The sequence below is a fragment of the Klebsiella huaxiensis genome, from assembly GCF_003261575.2.
Classification (GTDB): Bacteria; Pseudomonadota; Gammaproteobacteria; order Enterobacterales; family Enterobacteriaceae; genus Klebsiella; species Klebsiella huaxiensis.
The window spans coordinates 1,967,223-1,986,779 of the sequence record NZ_CP036175.1 but is presented as its reverse complement, the minus strand read 5'-3'; the positions used below and the strand labels follow the sequence as shown (position 1 = coordinate 1,986,779).

Below are 19,557 nucleotides of genomic sequence, written 5' to 3'. Positions count from 1 at the left end.
CATGACAGATCTCCCCGCCAGCGTGCGCTGGCAGCTATGGATAGTGGCCTTCGGCTTCTTTATGCAGGCGCTGGATACCACTATCGTCAACACCGCCCTCCCCTCAATGGCGAAAAGCCTTGGGGAGAGTCCGCTGCATATGCATATGGTGATCGTCTCCTATGTGCTAACGGTGGCGGTGATGCTGCCCGCCAGTGGCTGGCTGGCAGATCGAGTCGGGGTACGCAATATCTTCTTTAGCGCCATTATTCTGTTTACCGTCGGTTCCCTGTTCTGCGCTCAGGCTGCGACGCTCGATCAGTTGATACTCGCCCGCGTATTGCAAGGTGTCGGCGGCGCGATGATGGTTCCGGTTGGTCGTCTGACGGTGATGAAAATCGTCCCGCGCAGCCAATATATGGCGGCGATGACCTTCGTCACCTTGCCCGGCCAGGTTGGCCCGCTGCTCGGTCCGGCGCTCGGCGGCATCCTGGTAGAATACGCTTCCTGGCACTGGATCTTCCTGATCAACATTCCGGTCGGCATTGTCGGCGCCATCGCCACGCTATGCCTGATGCCCAACTACACCCTGCAAACCCGACGTTTTGATATCTTCGGCTTTATTCTGCTGGCGGCGGGAATGGCCACGCTGACCCTGGCGCTTGATGGTAAAAAAGGGCTTGGTATCTCTCCGCTATGGCTGGCGACGCTGGTCGCAGTCGGCGTTGCGTCCATTCTGTTCTATCTGTGGCATGCGCGCGGTAATCGCAACGCGCTGTTTAGCCTTAAACTGTTCAGCAATCGCACCTTCTCGCTCGGACTTGGCGGCAGCTTCGCCGGGCGCATCGGCAGCGGCATGCTGCCGTTTATGACGCCGGTATTTTTGCAGATTGGCCTCGGTTTTACACCGTTCCACGCCGGTCTGATGATGATCCCAATGGTACTCGGCAGCATGGGCATGAAGCGTATCGTGGTACAGGTGGTCAACCGCTTCGGCTATCGCCGGGTGCTGGTGGTCTCAACCATCGGCCTGGCGCTGGTCAGCCTGCTGTTTATGGCGGTGGCTCTGGCAGGCTGGTACTGGCTGCTGCCGGTGGTGCTGTTTCTGCAGGGGATGATCAACTCCAGCCGCTTTTCGTCAATGAATACGCTGACCCTGAAAGACCTGCCCGATGACCTCGCCAGCAGCGGCAATAGTATGTTGTCAATGGTCATGCAGCTATCGATGAGTATTGGCGTCACTATCGCCGGCATGCTGCTGGGTCTCTACGGTCAGCAGCATATCAGCGCCGACGCGGCGACCACTCATCAGGTCTTTCTTTATACCTACTTAAGCATGGCGGTGGTTATCGCGCTGCCCGCGCTGATTTTTTCCCGCGTACCGGACGACACCACCACCAACACCGTGATTGGTCGTCGCAAAAGGAGTGAATCTTGAAGTTCTGGCGTCCCGGCATTACCGGCAAGCTATTTATCGCGATTCTTGCCACCTGCATCGTGCTGCTGATCAGCATGCACTGGGCGGTACGCATCAGCTTTGAACGCGGGTTTATCGACTATATTAAGCGCGGAAATGAGCAGCGGCTGACCATGCTCGGCGATGCCCTGAGCGAGCAGTACGCTCAGCATGGCAGTTGGAAATTCCTGCGTAACAACGACCGGTTTATATTCCAGTTGCTGAAAACCTTTGAGCGCGACAACGACGACCGCTCGCCGCAGGGTCGCGGTATGGGGCACGGTCCCATGGATGAACCAGGACCCGGCCCAATTCCCGAGGATATGCCGCCGGACGCCGCGCCAGATCGACCGCTCGACGGTCCCCGAGATGATCGTGGCGATCGCGGTCCTGGTCCCGATATTCCTCCGCACGGCTGGCGCACCATGTTCTGGGTGGTCGATCAAAAAGGGCGCGTTCTGGTTGGTCCGCGCGAACGCGTGCCGAAAGACGGTACCCGCCGCAGCATTATGGTTAACGGCGCGGAGGTCGGCGCGGTGATTGCGTCGCCGGTTGAACGTCTGACGCGCAACACCGATATCAACTTTGACCGCCAACAAAAACGCACCAGTTGGCTGATTGTCGCCCTCGCTACGCTGCTGGCGGCGCTCGCCACCTTCCCGCTGGCGCGTGGCCTGCTTGCGCCGGTCAAACGACTGGTTGAGGGCACGCATCGCCTGGCTGCCGGAGATTTCTCAACCCGCGTCACCGCCACCAGCAGCGATGAGCTGGGGCGTCTGGCACGGGACTTTAACCAGCTAGCCAGCACCCTTGAGCGCAACCAGCAGATGCGCCGGGACCTGATGGCCGATATTTCCCACGAGCTGCGCACACCGCTGGCGGTGCTGCGCGGTGAGCTGGAAGCGATTCAGGACGGCATCAGGAAATTCACCCCGGACTCCATCACTTCCCTACAGGCCGAGGTCGCGACCCTGACCAAACTGGTCGATGATTTGCACCAGCTATCGATGTCCGATGAAGGCGCGCTCTCCTACCAGAAAACCTCGGTGGATATCATCAATCTGCTGGAAGTCGCCGCTGGCGCGTTTCGCGAACGCTTCGCCAGCCGCGGACTGTCGATTAGCGTTTCGTTGCCGGAGAGCGCGACGATTTTTGGCGACCGGGATCGCCTGATGCAGCTTTTCAATAACCTGCTGGAAAACAGCCTGCGCTACACCGATAGCGGCGGCAGCCTGCAGATCCGCGCCAGCCAGAGCGGCCATATGCTGGTTCTCGACTTTGCCGATAGCGCTCCGGGCGTCACCGACGAACAGCTGGAGCGTCTGGTTGAGCGCTTTTACCGTACCGAAGGTTCGCGCAATCGTGCCAGCGGCGGCTCTGGTTTAGGACTAGCAATTTGCCTTAACATTGTGGCTGCCCACGGTGGCACTTTGCGTGCCGGTCATTCGCCTTTGGGCGGGGTTAGCATTAAAGTAGAGTTACCTCTGGAACGTAATTTATCGAGAGACGTATGACTGAATTACCTGTTGATGAAAACACACCACGCATTTTGATCGTGGAAGATGAGCCCAAGCTGGGCCAGTTGCTGATCGATTATCTCCAGGCGGCGGGCTATGCGCCGACGCTAATCAATCACGGCGACCAGGTTCTACCGTACGTGCGCCAGACGCCGCCGCATCTGATCCTACTGGATTTGATGCTGCCAGGCACCGACGGGCTTACGCTATGCCGCGAAATCCGCCGCTTCTCCGAAGTTCCGGTGGTGATGGTGACGGCGAAAATCGAAGAGATCGACCGTCTGCTCGGACTGGAAATCGGTGCCGACGACTATATCTGTAAGCCCTACAGCCCGCGTGAAGTGGTCGCTCGCGTGAAGACTATTCTTCGCCGCTGCAAGCCACAGCGCGATCTGCAGGCGCTGGATGCGCAAAGCCCGCTGATCGTTGACGAAGGCCGCTTCCAGGCCTCCTGGCGCGATAAACTGCTGGATCTCACGCCCGCAGAGTTCCGTCTGCTGAAAACCCTTTCCCAGGAGCCCGGTAAGGTCTTTTCACGCGAACAGCTGCTGAATCATCTGTACGATGATTACCGCGTGGTCACCGACCGAACCATCGATAGCCATATCAAGAACCTACGACGCAAGCTGGAGTCGCTGGACGCCGAGCAGTCGTTTATCCGCGCCGTCTACGGCGTAGGCTATCGCTGGGAAGCTGACGCCTGCCGCCTGGCGTAGTGAGTCATCTGCTCAACATTTCCCCGGCTCGCCGCCATCTGCGGGCCGGTAGCCCGGACAGATGCGCAGCATCGCCTCCGGGAAATATCCACCGTCCCCCACGTCATAATCTGAGAATCCCCTCAAGAATAAGAAATCATCCGGCGACATGATATATTCCGTACGGATATTCTCTAATACTCAACTGCGCAAGGAATGCCATGAGTGATATTAATAAAAAATATAAACCGCGAAATATAATCAACTCACCCAATGTAAAGGCCGCCATTATTTCCCGCAGCCAGCAGCGCGGCGATGGCGAAAGTATTCAACGCTGGCTAAGTAACCATTTTTATCGCTGGGCCATCGGCTCGTTCCCCAACGTTTATCGCGTCCGCTCCGCCGCCGACTACGCCATTTACTGCGGGGCCGATACTGAAATCCCCGACTGGCTAATACTAAAGCTCGGCGGCGATGAAGCCTTCTACTATCTAAATCCGCAGCATCCGCAACTGCTGGCGATGGAAAGAGATTTACTGGAATTCCTCTCGCGTCAGGAAGGCACGCGATTGGAGGCAAAACGCCAGCGCATCAATTGCTTCACTGCGCTGGAAATGCGCAAGGCAGAACACCAAAAAATGCAGCGCTTGCGCCAGCAGGGTTGGTATCCCACCACCCCTGAGGCATTAAAACTGGTATTGACGATCGATAGCGGAGAACTCGTTGAATTCAATGCGGCCAGCCCTGCCCTGCGCAGTGAAATGGCGTATGAATCCTGGCATATGCAGCACTGCGTCGGGCAGTTTGACGATAAAGGCGCGCTCGCTGGCGGCTACGGCGAACACTACGCCCGGCAAATTGAACAAGGGAAACTACGCCTGTTCAGCCTGCGTGACGACAACCATATTCCCCACGTGACGATAAGCCTGTTGGTAAATAACGACGGTCTGAGCATTGAGCAGATTAAAGGTAAACAGAACCGACACCCGATCAAGAAATATGCCGCCGACGTTTTATCTCTGTTGTGCCATCTTGCCCCGCAATCTGGGCGCCACGCCGATTGTGAAGGCATGGGTATTGTTTATGAGGACACGCCGGAACATCAGGGCTGGAAATTTATTACCGATATCCATGATTTCAACTTTCTGCTTAACGTGCTGCATGACAATTTTCATTTAATGGAACACTTCCCCACGCCTCCGGTTGCTTTACAGTGGCTGCTGCTGCACAGCGCCCCAAAAGCGCTGTGCTATCTTCAGGTTATCGACCCCACAGTCGCGACCGCGGCGGAAATGCTCTTCCCACAGTATGAATGGCACCCGACGCTAGCCGGGAAAAATACCAGTAGTGAACCTTTCGAGATAGAGAGCCTGACGCTGCAAACCACACGCTACCTTCCTGTTACTGGGGAGGCTCGCTAATGTTCTGGATCGCTCTCATTGTTGCCACAATATTCTTTAGCTGGCGCAACTACAAAAAGAACAAACCGCTGGTTGCCGCCCGCATTGCCGAGGAGAAAGAAAAGGATCGCCTGAAGGACCTGCGTCGCGATACCCGACGGCGGCAGTGGGCACTGGCATTAGCCGACATCCTTGCCCGGCGCAACGGGCTGCCGACCAAAGGCGTTGATCTGGTCTTTAAACTTGACGATGACAAACGCCAGCATCTGGCGCAACAGCTGAAAAAAGAGCTGGGCCTGAAAGAAAACATTAATGAGGAGGCGTTGCGGCAAAAGGTCGAAGATATCTTGCGCCGCTGGCCGGCTGGCATCGGCAACTCACCGCGCACGTTTTACCACCACCTGGCGGTCCAGGGTCAGGTCCGCGACGCGCTGGCCTTCGACTGTATGCGCACCGCCTTTCTGACCCGCTGTATCGCCGGACTCGGCTGGTGCGACGAAAATCAGGCCTGGTTGGTGTTGTTGCTTAATGCCCAGCGCGCACAGGACTGTTTTGACTCATGGGAAGATTACGCCACCGCCTACGTTCGCGCTCGTCAGGTCTGGTTAACACTACATGATACTCCCGCGTCAATCTCAGGACGTGATTTACAGGAAGTTACTCATTATCTGAAAGACCCCTTCAGCCGCTGGCGACAGCTGCCGTGGAATAAATTCAAAATTTTCGAGCCAATTTAAAAGGACTACTTATGGAACAGGATGACCAACTCCTCAACGCCATGTTTGAGATGTGTAACCACAAAGATTCCCTCAATGATGGTCAACGCGAGTGGTATATCGCCGATATCCCCGGCCTGCTACGCGAAGCGCGCTATGACGAACTGGATACGCTTTACAACCAGGCGCTGACGGAGAGCTTTACCAGCCGCGAAGCGGAAAAGCGCTATTTCTTCGCCTGGAATCAAATGGACAACCATTTTTACGATATGGATGCGCTGGTTGAAGCCGGGCCGGAGGGCCTGGAGCTGATCAAAAACTGGCAGCGCGCCCGCCCCCGCGCCACTCACGCCTGGCTCGCCGAAGCGCAATACTGGAATCACCGTGCGTGGCTCTACCGCAGCTACGGCTGGGCAAAAGAAACCACCCGCGCGATGTGGATCTGCGCCGCCGCCTGCAACGAGCGAATGGTCATTGCCGCGCTGAATGCTATCGGCTGCGACCCGCGCCAGTGGATGGCGGCTTCCTTGACCAGCACCAACTCAAAGGTCTTCGGCCAGCCCGACTGGCTGGTTGAGTTCCTTCTGGGAGCGGAAGTCGGCGGACAGCCGCTGATGGAAGATCTTGCCGAATACCATCGCCATTCACCACAGGAAGTGGAAGCGTTGATGGCCCATTCCGGGCTGTCGTTTGCCGACGCGATATGCCCAATTCTACCGCGCCCGGCCGTACTGCCGGAGTGCGACGACGATGCGGGGCAAACATATTGGCTCACCGCCTGCCTGGCTATCTTCCCGACGGCATTCTACACGCTGGATGAATATATTCCGTTTCGTATGCCGCGCTGGGGAGGATCGCATGAGGAGATCCGCGAATTTCTGGAATCAAGCGTATGCGATCATCTTTCTGCCGCGGAGCGTGAGCATCTGGAGCTATTAATCTGGTGGGACGACCACCGCGATCTGCGCATCAAAGAGGTTGACTCCCCGGCAGAACAGGAACGTATTATCGCCAAAGCTGTAGAGATCGCGCAACGGGCGCATATCAAGGAATCTCGCCACAACGCACTGTCGTGGTTGCTGACTTGTTATAGCGATCTGGACGATAACGATGCGCTCTGGCGAACACTTCAACGTTCGATCATGGAAAAAATTAAGCTCAGCAATTACTTCACAGATGAAGCGATAAAGTTCGCTCTGCGCGATTTTCCTGATACCTGGTGGATTTATAACTTTCTCTGCCAGAATACACTGCAGACAGAATTCACCGTACCCAAAATCCGTCGCGGCTACTTCCAGTACGCTGGATTATTTGGTTTTGAAAAAGACGAGGCGCAAGGCATCGCCTGGCTCAATAGCGTAGCTGATATTCGATACAACTATAACTGGCGAGCGGCAATTAATAATTGCCGCTGGTTCCAGCTCCCGGAACATTTCTTACCACTGGCAGAACTGGGCGCGCAGAGAAATATTCCCGCTGCGCTAAACCTGCTCGGCCTCGAACACAACAATAAAGAGAACAACGGCCTGCTGCCTTACGATCCTGTCATCGCGCTAGACTATTTTCAGCACGCTGCGGCGATCCTGCATGAAAAAATAAAACAACGGGACAGCGAACCGTATCCACTCATCCTCAATGGAGGATATACCGAATATGAAAACGACCTACAGAATATTCATTTCAGTATCGGTATCTGCAACCAGCGCCTGAGCAAACAAGAATCCGATGCCGAAAAACGTTCCGCTTATGAAAAAGAACTGCTCGGCAATCTCTATCTGGCACATCAGTTCGGTCATGAAGAGGCATGGGGACTATTCCTGCTGAACATTTTCGAAGTGAAGGATATTACGCTGGCGCATGAACATCTGGAGCTGGTGTGCCAAGAGGCCAATAACGGTACATTGCAGGCAATGGTGACGCTATCGCGCCTGCACGGTAATAAACACGATCCAGTGCTGTTTAACATGAAGCTAAGCGCACGCTGGGCACATTTCGCTTTCACGCTATACCCGAATAATGAAATAGTCATGGACTGCCTGGACCACCTCCATTTTTCCAGCTTCTGGAAACGCTTTCGTTTCGCCTGGTATACCGTCCGCATCCCGGATTCAGAGCTGCCGGGTCAAGTGAACTCAATGGTGTAATGGAATGATAATAAAAAGAAAATATTTACCTTTTTGCGCTCTGCTTCTGCTCTGCGCCCCCGCCAGAGCAGAAATCACCGAGCAGCAGATCGAGGCTGATTGTACAAAAATCCCGGCTTGGGCCAATCAGGGCGAGCAGTTCTACAAAGCGAAAAACTACGCCAAAGCCCGCAACGCTTTTGAACAGCAGGCCGCGTGGAGCGAAAGCTGCACCCTTGACGACAGCGCCATCGCCACGGCTTACAACAACGTGGCGTTGACCTGGATGCGCGAAGGTCAATGGCGTAAAGCCCGCGCCTGGCTGATGATAAGACCGGACGATAGCAAGTCGATTTACAATCTGGGGCTTATTAAAGATAGGCTGGCGGCTCTGCCGCCTCCAGCTTCCGCTGCGGGTGAATATTGGAACTATTCCGGGCGCGCCTCCTGGAGCGTACTGACCATAAAAACGTTGCCCCAGCCATCGCGCTTTCAAGTTGATTTTCAGGGTTATTATTTCGGTATGATGGGGGTCTACGTTGGCCCCAATATTGGCGAATTTTCCGAATCGATATTGCTTGAAAATGGCAAAGGAGTCGTGGCGCTTCGGGAAGGAGACTATATCCGTTGTGATATTGCGCTGACGTTTTCTTCCGAAGCCATCGACGCCAGCACCGATACTCCCATGAACTGCGGTTTTGGTATGAACGTCAACGCTGATGGGCACTATCTGCGCGTTGATTAAGCCGGACGGTTTACTCCCCTCTCCCACAGCGCTACAATGCCCGCCCTTAATGTGGGGGCACTCCCCAACTCGCCGCACCGGGTGCGGCGAATCTGACCTGTCATCAGAACGAGAAAATCATGTTTAAACCGGAACTCCTTTCCCCGGCGGGAACGCTGAAAAATATGCGTTACGCTTTCGCTTACGGCGCAGATGCAGTTTATGCGGGCCAACCGCGTTACTCCTTGCGCGTGCGCAATAACGAATTCAATCACGAAAACCTGCAGCTCGGCATCAACGAAGCCCATGCGCTGGGCAAAAAATTCTATGTGGTCGTCAACATTGCACCGCATAACGCCAAGCTGAAAACGTTTATTCGCGATCTGAAGCCGGTAGTGGAGATGGGTCCGGATGCGCTGATTATGTCAGACCCGGGTTTAATCATGCTGGTGCGGGAAAACTTCCCCGAGATGGCAATTCACCTGTCAGTACAGGCTAACGCCGTTAACTGGGCGACGGTCAAATTCTGGCAGCAAATGGGGCTCACCCGCGTGATCCTCTCCCGCGAACTGTCGCTAGATGAAATCGCCGAAATTCGCAGCCAGGTGCCGGAAATGGAAATCGAAATTTTCGTTCACGGTGCGCTGTGTATGGCCTACTCCGGCCGCTGCCTGCTCTCCGGCTATATCAACAAACGTGACCCTAACCAGGGCACCTGCACCAATGCCTGCCGTTGGGAATATAACGTTCAGGAAGGCAAAGAAGACGACGTTGGCAATATCGTGCATAAGCATGAGCCGATCCCGGTGCAGAACGTCGAACCGACGCTGGGTATTGGCGCACCGACCAACCAGGTCTTTATGATTGAAGAAGCTAAACGTCCGGGCGAGTACATGACCGCCTTTGAAGACGAGCACGGCACCTACATCATGAACTCAAAAGATCTGCGCGCGGTTGCCCACGTTGAGCGTCTGACCCAAATGGGCGTCCACTCGCTGAAAATCGAAGGACGCACCAAATCGCATTACTACTGTGCGCGTACCGCCCAGGTTTACCGCAAAGCCATTGACGATGCGGCGGCGGGCAAACCGTTCGATACCAATCTGCTGGAAACCCTGGAAAACCTCGCTCACCGTGGCTACACCGAAGGCTTCCTGCGTCGCCATACTCATGAAGATTACCAGAATTACGAATATGGCTACTCCATCTCCGAGCGCCAGCAGTTTGTCGGTGAATTTACCGGCGAGCGCAACGGCCAGCTCGCCGCAGTGGCGGTGAAGAATAAATTCTCCGTCGGCGACAGCCTTGAGCTGATGACCCCGCAGGGCAACGTCAACTTTACGCTTGAGCATATGGAAAACGGCAAGGGCGAAATCATGCCGGTCGCGCCGGGCGATGGTCACACAGTATGGTTGCCTGTTCCGGAAGATATGGTCCTGCAGTATGCACTGCTGATGCGCAATTTTGCTGGCCAGACGACCAGAAGTCCGCACAGTAACTAGTTATACCCGTCATACTTCAAGTTGCATGTGCGTTGGCCGCATTCGTTCGCCCCGGTCACTTGCCGCGTTACTCGGCCTGTGGCCTCGCCCCTCCGGGGCCAGCGCAAGCGCTGTTCAAGGCACAAGTGCCTTGTCCTGCAACTCGAATTATTTAGGGTATAAATTGGGTTATTTTTTCGCGATGTAAAGATATTAGAAACGGATCACATACCGTTTCGTTCAAAGCAGATATCATCCATTTCGCTGAAAAACATAACCCATAAATGCTAGCTGTACCAGGAACCACCTCCTTAGCCTGCGTAATCTCCCTTACGCGGGCTTATTTTTTATTTATCTCCCCGGCCTTCGCTTCCTGCATGCGGTACACTTTATGCATTACTGTGCAATAAAGGTCCCCTTGATGATGTCAACATTTCCAGCCAGCTTACTGATCCTGAATGGCAAAGGTGCCAATGAACCGCAGCTGCGCGAAGCGGTTAAACTGTTGCGCGACGAAGGTATCGACATTCACGTCCGTGTCACCTGGGAAAAAGGTGATGCCGTGCGCTTTGTCGATGAAGCCCTCGGGCTGGGCATAGAGACGGTCATTGCTGGCGGTGGCGATGGCACCATCAACGAGGTCGCCACGGCATTGGTCGAGCGCGATGGCAAGATGGCGTTAGGGATTTTACCGTTGGGTACGGCGAACGACTTTGCCACCAGCGTCGGCATTCCTCAGGATCTGGCCAGCGCCCTGAAACTGGCGATTGTCGGGCGCGATGTGGCTATCGATATTGCGCGAGTCAACGACCAGAGCGGATTTATTAATATGGCTACCGGCGGTTTCGGCACTCGTATTACCACTGAAACGCCGGAGAAACTGAAAGCCGCCCTCGGTGGCGTCTCCTATCTGATCCACGGCCTGATGCGCATGGATACCCTTAAGCCAGACCGCTGTGAAATCCGCGGTGAGAATTTTCACTGGCAGGGTGACGCGCTGGTGATAGGTATCGGTAACGGACGTCAGGCCGGTGGCGGCCAGCAACTTTGCCCGGAGGCGTTAATCAACGACGGCCTGCTGCATCTGCGCATTTTTACCGGCGAAGAGCTGATCCCGGCGCTGTTCAGTACCCTGGCAAACCCGGAAACCTCGCCGAATATCATCGATGGCGTCTCCTCATGGTTTGAGATAACCGCCCCCCACGAGATGACATTTAACCTTGATGGCGAGCCGCTGAGCGGCAAAACCTTCCGCATGGAAATTTTGCCGGCAGCGCTACGCTGCCGACTGCCGCCCGATTGCGTGCTGTTACGTTAATTCAAGACTCGCATAGCAAAGAGGGTGCCCGGCTGGTATACAGCAGCCGGGTACGTTCGTTCAAGCGCTGGATATTCAGATAAAACGGCACCTGCGGCTGGATGAAGAAGGTCGGCAGAATGGATTTGATCTGCTCTTCTTCCTCAAGCTTACCGATACTGGCGGAGACCGTTTCGGAACGCAGGAAGTAGTGCTGACCATCGCGGGTAAAGCTAAACCAGATATTCTGATTGATAGTGAACGGCTTACCCTGCGGCGGCGTAATTTCACCACGGACGATCGCCAGACCGCGCTCATCATCAAATATGTAGCGTACAGAAATATCTCCCTGAAAACCCGAGTTAAATAAACTCAGCTCACCGCTACACTGGAAATGATCTCGTTGCCAATATTGCCAGGATTTTATTGCTAATGCCGTTAGTACACAGATAAAAATGATTACTATTAACCATTTAATTTCACCCCGGTGCATTCAGCATCTCCTTAATATAATAATTGGTGAGGCATTGATTATCACGCCATTGACTAAATTGCTGACGGCAGCTTATCACCGAGACGCGGGCCTGTCCGGGATAGAGTGTCAAATAGACCCAAGGGTATTTTTCACATTCAAATTCCTTTCGGTTAATGAATTGTTCATGTCGCTTGTGCTCAACCACATCGTTATTGGCAAAGAAGTGACATTGTTGCGAATATTTTACATTAATGGGCAAATAGTTTTGCAAATAAGATTTGAATTCAGCTTGCCAGGTAACAATCCCAACGACCAGACAGCTCAGTAATGCTGCGATGCCCCATAAGGCGGGACGCCGTAGCCGTAACTGCTTTTTTTCTGCAAACTTCGCAGCAGCGACCTCCTCTGCCACGGGCTCTACGATGGATTCTGTAATCGGCGCGGCATCGGACTCAGCCGGTTGGGATTCAATAACGGATAATGTTGCTTCCAGCCTGACGCCGACTCTGGGCACCGTCACAATAATTTCTTCGTCAACACCCAGTTCCTTAAAGGCCCGACGTAATAAAGAAATATTTTGATAAAAACCATTGCTGGTCACTTGTGAGCCATGCTTTATCCATACTTCCTGAAAAAAGGTTTCACGGGCAACCGTTGCGCCATGCTGCTGAATAAGGAGCATCAGGCAACGGCTAACGGGAATATTTAATGATACATTCTTCGTATCATCAGCAATAAGTGACAAAACGCTACGCTGAGGAATAAAATTAATTTTTCCGTTGATGGTATATATTTTTTCCATCCTGTTCCCTGAGTATTGTAACCATTTGGATGAGAGCGGCATGAAAACCAAGCTGTAATTGTGATAACTCGCCTTACGTAGACGACATCTTAGGATTATTCGCCAGCGAGTTTACTCTATTACGGAGAAGATCTGGAGATGCAACACACAGTTTTTCCTTACTATATAGAAGGATTAACTGAGTTTACATTGTTTGATATCTGGAAAACACGGAAGTAAACAGTGATTTATTTTATCTTTAATCATTCATATGAATTATAATTTCATATGAATTGGCTAGATGCAGTATATATTTCTGTTTTAGATCTAAGCACCATCTTTACACTAAAATACAACATTTATAGCTATAAATACATTTTCCTTCACTGCTTTATATAAAAAATAGCGCACCTCACGAGAGAATGCGCCGTATAGACTAGTACGCTGCCACTTCTCGTGCCATTTCACGCGTATACTGTTGGCTGGCATTGACCAACATCTGCGTATAGGCCGTTTGCGCCTCGCCATTCACCAGCGCATCCACGGTCAAAGTTTCGAGGATCTTACCGTACTGCATCACCGCAACCTTCTGGCATAAGTGGGCGATGACGCCCAGATCGTGGGTCACCATCAGGTAAGTCAGCTTAGCTTCTTTCTGCAATTCCGCCAGAAGATTGAGGATCTCCGCCTGCACTGACACATCCAACGCTGAGGTTGGCTCATCCAGCAGCAGCACCTGAGGTTCAAGAATTAGCGCTCTGGCAATCGCCACCCGCTGGCGCTGACCACCGGAGAGCTGGTGCGGATAACGTTCGCGAAAGGCGCGGTTCAGGCCGACCTTGTCCAGTAGCGTATTAATCCGCCGGTCGCGATCGTTAATGTTATGGATCTGCAGCGGTTCTTCCAGAATATCGCTGATGGTATGCCGCGGGTGCAGAGAGCCGTAGGGGTCCTGAAACACCATCTGCACCTGACGACAGCGTTCGCGGCTAATCTCATGCTCGAGCCGTTTCCCGTCAATGGTCAGCTCTCCCTGCCAATGGGTAAATAGCCCAGCAAGGCACTTCAGTACCGTGGTTTTACCGGAACCAGACTCCCCTACCAGACCGTAGATCTCACCAGGCTTCACGTGGAAATTGACGTCGTAAAGTACCTGATTGCGCTTCTCCCCTTCGCCAAACGCGAGGTTGAGGTTTTGTACTTCAATCATTCTGCGCTCCTTATTCCGTCAGCCAGCTGGCCTGGCGCTGTAATACCGGTAAAACCGGACGGCGATGCTGCATATCCGGCAGCGAGTTAATCAAGCCTTGGGTATAGGGATGACGGGCGTTATCGAGATCTTTAGCAGCAATGGACTCCACCACCCGCCCGGCGTACATCACCAGTACCCGGTCGCAGAAGCTACGTACCAGATTGATATCATGGCTGATGAAAATCAGCCCCAGGCCGCGCGACTGAACCAGGTCATCCAGTAGGCCCAGCACCTGCAGGCGTACCGACACGTCCAGCGCCGAGGTCGGCTCATCGGCAATCACCAGCTCCGGGTCGGTGATCAGCATCATCGCAATCATGATACGCTGCCCCTGACCACCGGAAATCTCATGCGGATAGAGCTGATAAACGCGCTCCGGCTGGCGAATGCGCACCACCTCCAGCATCTCCAGCGCCTTTTCTTTAGCCTCATCTTTACGCCCCGGATGGTGCGTGAGCCAGGCCTCAGCTATCTGATTACCGACGCAAACCACCGGGTTCAGCGAGTATTTCGGGTCCTGCATAATCATTGAGATGCGTTTGCCGCGTACGCCGCGCATTTGCGCCTCGCTGAGATGCAGTAAATCAAGGTCACCAAACTGCATCCGACTGGCGGTGACGCGGGCCTTTTTCGGATGCAGCTGCAACAGCGCGCGCCCGACGGTGGATTTACCCGAGCCGGACTCGCCAACAATCGCCAGTTTTTCCTGCCCCAACTGGAAGGAGACGCCGCGCACGGCATGGGTCACCGCGCTACCGTTAACAAAGTCGACGCACAGGTCGCGCACGTCGAGCAGAGGAGCATTATTCGCTGCGAGGATCGAGGATGTCACGTAAGCCATCTCCTAAGAAGTTGAACGCTAAGCTGTTGATCAGAATCGCCAGCCCCGGAATCGTTACTACCCACCAGCACTCCATCATGTAGGTGCGTCCGCTGGAGATCATCGCCCCCCACTCCGGCTCCGGCGGCTGCGCGCCAAGGCCAAGAAAGCCCAGACCGGCGGCGGTCAGAATGATCCCCGCCATATTCATGGTGATACGGATAATGACCGAAGGCAGGCACAACGGGACAATATGCCGCCACAGTACGCGAGCCGGAGACGCGCCTTGCAAACGCACGGCGGAGATAAAATCAGCCTGACGCAGTGACAGCGTTTCAGCGCGTGCCAGACGAGCAATCGGCGGCCAGGCGGTCAGCGTAATGGCGATAACTACGTGCTCCAGCCCCGGGCCTAAGGCGGCGACGAACGCCAGTGCCAGCACCAGACTTGGGAAGGAAATGAAGATATCGGTGACGCGCATCAGCACCATATCCACCTTGCCGCCAAAATATCCGGCGCTGACGCCGAGCAGCAGCCCAAGCGGGCCAACGGTGACCGACACCAGCAGCACGATATACAGCGTGATGCGCGAGCCGTACACCAGGCGGCTAAAAATATCGCGGCCAAACTCATCGGTACCAAACCAGTGCTGGGCGTTCGGTGCCACCAATGCGCTGTTCAGGTCCTGTACCAGCGGGTTATAAGGCGCGATCAGCGGCGCAAACACAGCCACGACGATCAACAGGAAGATAATCCCACCGCCGATAGCCGTTAGCGGGTTGCGCGCCATTTTGCCGATAAATCCGGCAGCCCGTGTCGCCGCACGTTGCAGCCGCTGGCGGCCTTCGCCCGCCCCGCCCGAAAGCGACGTATCCAGAGAAACGGTCATGATTTTGTCCTCGGGTCAAAGAATTGATACAGCATGTCGGAGAGCAGGTTGAGCATCACGAAGATAACCCCCACCAGCAGCACGCAGCCCATTACCGCATTCATATCGCCCAGCAGCAGGCTGCCGGTCAGATAGGAGCCAAAGCCCGGCCAGGAGAAGACCGTTTCAATCAGTACTGCGCCTTCCAGCAGCGCGCCGTAGGCCAACGCTACTACAGTCAGCAGTTGTACCAGGATGTTACGAAACGCATGGTTCCAGATAACCTGACGTTCGGTCAGCCCCTTCACCCGCGCGGTAATAATGAACTCCTGCGACAGCTGGGCCAGCATAAAGCTGCGGGTCATACGGCTGATGTAAGCCAGCGAGTGAAAGCCTAGCAGCGAGGCCGGTAAAATCAGGTGGTTAATGGCATTCCAGAACACCTGGCTGTTACCTGCCAGCAGTGCATCGACGGTCATCAGGCCGGTGCGACGTGGCACAATACCGTCCAGACCAAGGTCTACCCGTCCAGCACCGCCAACCCATCCAAGCCAGGCGTAAAACACCAGCAGCCCCATCATCCCAACCCAGAAAATCGGCGTTGAATAGCCGGCAAGGCTGATAATACGCACCACATAATCGGAGAGGCTGTTACGCCGCGCCGCCGCCAGCACGCCCAGCGGAATACCAAGGCCTGCGCCGACGATAATCGCCATCGTCGCCAGCTCCATGGTGGCCGGGAAGACGCGAATAATGTCGTCTACCACCGGTTTCCCGGTCAGCAATGCATTGCCCAAATCGCCATGCAACAAGTTGACAAAATAGATGCCAAACTGGGTGACCAACGACTGGTCAAACCCCAGTTGCTGATAAACCTGCTGGTAAGTGCTCTGGTCGGCATCCGGCCCAACAATGGCCAGTACCGGGTCGATGGGCATCACGCGCCCAATGGTGAAGGTCAGCAGCAGCAGGCCGAACAGCGTAATCGCCACCTGCAGCAGTCGTTTTGATAAGCGCCGGGTGCGGGAGCCAGGCGCAAGGATTGCCGTACTCATCCTTTCTCTCCTTCGCGGGTTTTATAGACTTCACGTAGAAAAGTGGTGGCGGAGGGGTGCGGCTGATAATCCTGCACCTCGTTGCGTACCACGACGGAATCGACCATTTGCGACAGCGGAATTAACGCCGGGATCAGCTGGTCATAGCGCTGCTGAATCGCCTGATAGCTCGCTACCTGTTGCTGCGGGTTACGCTCCAGCAGAGCGTGGTCAATCATGGAGTTCAGCTGCGGGTCGTAAAAACCGGTACGCCAGCCCTGGAAGTTGGTCAGGCGAGCTTCAGCGCTATTATCCGGGTTATAGACCAGCGCACGCAGGCTGGAGTGCGGGTGAGGTTCCATTCCGCTCCCCCCACGCCCGACTAGCAGGTCAAATTTACGTTCGCGCATCGCGCCGTAGATCTGATTGCCGGTGCCGGTGATGATTTTGGCGTTAATGCCCGCTTGCATCAGCGTCGACTGCACGGCAATGGCGATATTGAGGAACGGCTGATCGGAGAGCACTCGCAGCGTGGTATCAAATCCGTTGGGATAGCCTGCTTCCGCCAGCAACTTTTTCGCCCGCGCCACGTCGAGCGTGTAGCCCGGGTCAGGCAGTGTGGACGGCATGCCGGCTTTGATCGGCCGCTGATGCAGCACGCCGTAGCCCGGCATCAGCGCTTTATTGATACCCTGGTAGTCAATCAAATAGCGTACCGCTTCGCGCACTTTCGGATTGGCAAAATGATCTTCATTCATGCTCATAGCGACGTAGTACATGGTCCCACGCTGCACTGCATCGACGGTCAGTTGCGGGTCGCTGCGCAGGGCGTTGATATCGGAGACCGCCATGTTGTTAGCAATATCGAGATCGCCTTTCGCTACCATCAGACGCAGAGTTTGCGACTCCTGGAAGTGGCGCAGCACCACGCGGCTCATCTTCGCCTCACCGCGCCAGTAGTCAGGATTGCGCTTCATGCGCAGGACATCTTTCGCCTGCCAGGTTTCGAGGGTAAACGGCCCGGAACCGGCTTCATGAGTGGTGAGCCAGCGATTGCCCCAGTCCTTATCCTGCTCGTGGCTCTGCACCGTTTTACTGTCGAGCACGCCGAGGTTGCCCAGCGCCGCCAGCGAGTAAATCACCAGCTGCGGGTCGTTATCTTTCGGTAACACGATTTGTACCGTCACGTCGTCCGGGGCGCTCACCTGGTTATCAATATTTTTCTTGCTGAAGCCGTAGGATTTCCACACCGATGCCTGGGCGAGGTTGAGATGCAGAATACGCCGCATTGACCACACCACATCGGCGGCGGTCAGCGGATTGCCAGAGTGAAATTTCACGTCGTCGCGCAGATGGAAAGTCAGGGTTTTACCATCCGGGCTGATATCCCAGGATTTCGCCAGCGCGGGCCTGACGTTGGTTAGCTGTTTAGGATCAAGCTCCACCAGCGAGTCATAGAGATTGACCACAATCCCGACGACTTCGTTACCGGTCATCGCTGCCGGGTCAAGCGTCAGAAGGTTGTTCATATTCATGCCGATGATCAGTTGGTCGGGCGGCGTTTTCGCTATTGCCGCCCCACTTCCCATCGACACGGCGAGCGCGAGTAAGCACGCTCCCAGTAAAGAGGTTTTTTTCATATCTATGTTTGCCTGTACTGTAGGGTACATGTTGCCGGATGGCGGCGTTTTCGCCTTGTCCGACCTACCGGGCCATAGGCTCGATAAGCACAGCGCCATCGGGCATTTATTATTTTGAGTCAGTCGTGGCTAACGGTATTGGCTTCGATATACGCAAAATTAATATCTTCACCGAGACCTGGTCGTTGTGACAAATGCACTAATCCCTGGTCATCCATCGGGTCGACAATGCTGTTGAGATACGCGGCTGGCTCATCGTAATTGAGGAACGGGTGCAGCAGGCCGCGCTCGTACCAGCGGCAGTTGCGGATAGCCCCTACCACCGCGAGGCTCGCCGCGCCGTTGCCGTGGACTTCGCAATCCATACCGAACGACTCCGCCAGCGCAGCAACCTTCATGGTCGGCGTAATGCCGCCAACGCCGTTGGATCCGGCGCGCAGGATGTCGCAGGCTCCGGCTTTCACCCATTCGGCGCGCATATGATGCTTGCCACCAAAGCTCTCCGGCCCGACGATGGGAATCGACAGGTTTTCCGCCAGCCATGCGTAAGAGGACATCGAATCCTCTTCCATCGGCTCTTCAAACCAGGCGAAATTCAGTTTTTCCAGCTCTTTACCGATCCACAGCGCTTCTGTCCGGCTGTACCAGTGATAGCCATCAATCATCAGGTCGATATCCGGTCCTACTGCTTCACGCACCGCCGCACAGGCTTTGATATCCATCTTCGGATTTGGCGCGAAAGAGACTGGCGGCATCCAGGTATGCAGCTTGATGGCCTTGTAGCCACGAGCCACCAGCGTTTCAGCAAATGACGCATACTCATCCGGGGTCGACAGTCCGCCAGGCAGATCGTCGCCGCACATGGTGCTGCCATAGGCCGGAACCGTGTCGCGATAGCCACCGAGCAGCTTGTAAACCGGCATATTGAGCTTGCGACCAATTAGATCCCACAGCGCCTGCTCGACAAACGACAGCGCGCGTTCGGTCAACTGATGGGCGCTACCGCGCTGCCAGTGGTTAAGATCCTGCCAAATGCGTTCACGGTTGAACGGGTCCTGCCCCACCATCACCTTACGAAAGAAGGTATTCACCACAAACGGGCGCACTACTTCCGGCGGCGCAAAAGAAAAACCCTGGGTGCCATCATCGGCAGTAATGGTCAGCATCGCCATTTTTGCCATGCTTTCGGCTCCCGGATGGGAGTGCCCGGCGCTGTCGGAAACCCGACGAGTGGGATACTGGAAAACGGTGACATTTACAGATTCAATTTTCATTATCAGTCCTTATCGCAGCCAAACC

17 protein-coding genes are annotated in these 19,557 nt (G+C 54.9%); 9 read left to right on the top strand and 8 right to left on the bottom strand.

Annotation, left to right across the window (positions count from 1 at the left end; all coding sequences use genetic code 11):
• The first annotated feature begins 1 nt into the window (after position 1).
• The 9 genes from mdtD to yegS all read left to right on the top strand — a co-directional run bounded on the left by mdtD (position 2) and on the right by yegS (position 11,409).
• Complete coding sequence (gene mdtD / locus DA718_RS09470; RefSeq protein ID WP_110275533.1) at positions 2-1,417, top strand: MFS transporter; 1,416 nt, start codon at positions 2-4, stop codon at positions 1,415-1,417.
• Positions 1,414-2,949, top strand: a complete 1,536-nt coding sequence (baeS, locus tag DA718_RS09465; protein WP_112213160.1) for an envelope stress sensor histidine kinase BaeS — start codon at positions 1,414-1,416, stop codon at positions 2,947-2,949. The genes mdtD and baeS overlap by 4 nt, the downstream gene beginning before the upstream one ends.
• The gene (gene baeR, locus DA718_RS09460; protein ID WP_112213159.1) at positions 2,946-3,668 is read left to right on the top strand and encodes an envelope stress response regulator BaeR; all 723 of its coding nucleotides are present in this window, start codon (positions 2,946-2,948) and stop codon (positions 3,666-3,668) included. The genes baeS and baeR overlap by 4 nt, the downstream gene beginning before the upstream one ends.
• A 200-nt stretch (positions 3,669-3,868) precedes the next feature.
• Entirely contained in the window at positions 3,869-5,068 is a 1,200-nt protein-coding gene (locus tag DA718_RS09455; RefSeq protein ID WP_142514663.1) for a class I SAM-dependent methyltransferase, read from the top strand.
• Entirely contained in the window at positions 5,068-5,784 is a 717-nt protein-coding gene (locus DA718_RS09450; protein ID WP_110275536.1) for a DUF1266 domain-containing protein, read from the top strand. Before DA718_RS09455 ends, DA718_RS09450 begins: the two co-directional genes overlap by 1 nt.
• A gap of 11 nt (positions 5,785-5,795) precedes the next feature.
• A complete protein-coding gene (locus DA718_RS09445; protein WP_112213158.1) occupies positions 5,796-7,907 on the top strand; it encodes a DUF4034 domain-containing protein in 2,112 nt (703 codons plus the stop codon).
• 4 nt (positions 7,908-7,911) lie between these two features.
• Complete coding sequence (locus DA718_RS09440; RefSeq protein WP_112213157.1) at positions 7,912-8,631, top strand: tetratricopeptide repeat protein; 720 nt, start codon at positions 7,912-7,914, stop codon at positions 8,629-8,631.
• Positions 8,632-8,750: 119 nt separating this feature from the next.
• A complete protein-coding gene (gene trhP / locus DA718_RS09435) occupies positions 8,751-10,112 on the top strand; it encodes a prephenate-dependent tRNA uridine(34) hydroxylase TrhP (RefSeq protein WP_112213156.1) in 1,362 nt (453 codons plus the stop codon).
• Between the two features lie 400 nt (positions 10,113-10,512).
• A complete protein-coding gene (gene yegS / locus DA718_RS09430) occupies positions 10,513-11,409 on the top strand; it encodes a lipid kinase YegS (RefSeq protein ID WP_167492737.1) in 897 nt (298 codons plus the stop codon).
• A gap of 1 nt (position 11,410) precedes the next feature.
• On the opposite strand, the gene DA718_RS09425 is transcribed toward yegS, so the two are convergent.
• The 8 genes from DA718_RS09425 to DA718_RS09390 all read right to left on the bottom strand — a co-directional run bounded on the left by DA718_RS09425 (position 11,411) and on the right by DA718_RS09390 (position 19,532).
• Positions 11,411-11,881, bottom strand: a complete 471-nt coding sequence (locus tag DA718_RS09425) for a hypothetical protein (RefSeq protein ID WP_112213154.1) — start codon at positions 11,879-11,881, stop codon at positions 11,411-11,413.
• Entirely contained in the window at positions 11,868-12,665 is a 798-nt protein-coding gene (locus DA718_RS09420) for a winged helix-turn-helix domain-containing protein (RefSeq protein WP_112213153.1), read from the bottom strand. Before DA718_RS09420 ends, DA718_RS09425 begins: the two co-directional genes overlap by 14 nt.
• Before the next feature lie 415 nt (positions 12,666-13,080).
• Positions 13,081-13,854 (bottom strand): ABC transporter ATP-binding protein, encoded by a 774-nt coding sequence (locus DA718_RS09415; RefSeq protein ID WP_112213152.1) that lies wholly within the window; start codon positions 13,852-13,854, stop codon positions 13,081-13,083.
• A gap of 10 nt (positions 13,855-13,864) precedes the next feature.
• Entirely contained in the window at positions 13,865-14,728 is an 864-nt protein-coding gene (locus tag DA718_RS09410) for an ABC transporter ATP-binding protein (RefSeq protein WP_112213151.1), read from the bottom strand.
• On the bottom strand, positions 14,700-15,605 hold the full coding sequence (locus DA718_RS09405) for an ABC transporter permease (protein WP_112213150.1): 906 nt from the start codon (positions 15,603-15,605) through the stop codon (positions 14,700-14,702). Before DA718_RS09405 ends, DA718_RS09410 begins: the two co-directional genes overlap by 29 nt.
• Complete coding sequence (locus tag DA718_RS09400; protein ID WP_112213149.1) at positions 15,602-16,639, bottom strand: ABC transporter permease; 1,038 nt, start codon at positions 16,637-16,639, stop codon at positions 15,602-15,604. The genes DA718_RS09405 and DA718_RS09400 overlap by 4 nt, the downstream gene beginning before the upstream one ends.
• The gene (locus DA718_RS09395; protein ID WP_112213148.1) at positions 16,636-18,258 is read right to left on the bottom strand and encodes an ABC transporter substrate-binding protein; all 1,623 of its coding nucleotides are present in this window, start codon (positions 18,256-18,258) and stop codon (positions 16,636-16,638) included. Before DA718_RS09395 ends, DA718_RS09400 begins: the two co-directional genes overlap by 4 nt.
• Positions 18,259-18,377: 119 nt before the next feature.
• Positions 18,378-19,532: a mandelate racemase family protein gene (locus DA718_RS09390; RefSeq protein ID WP_112213147.1), complete on the bottom strand. Its 1,155-nt coding sequence runs from the start codon at positions 19,530-19,532 to the stop codon at positions 18,378-18,380.
• Between the last annotated feature and the right edge of the window lie 25 nt (positions 19,533-19,557).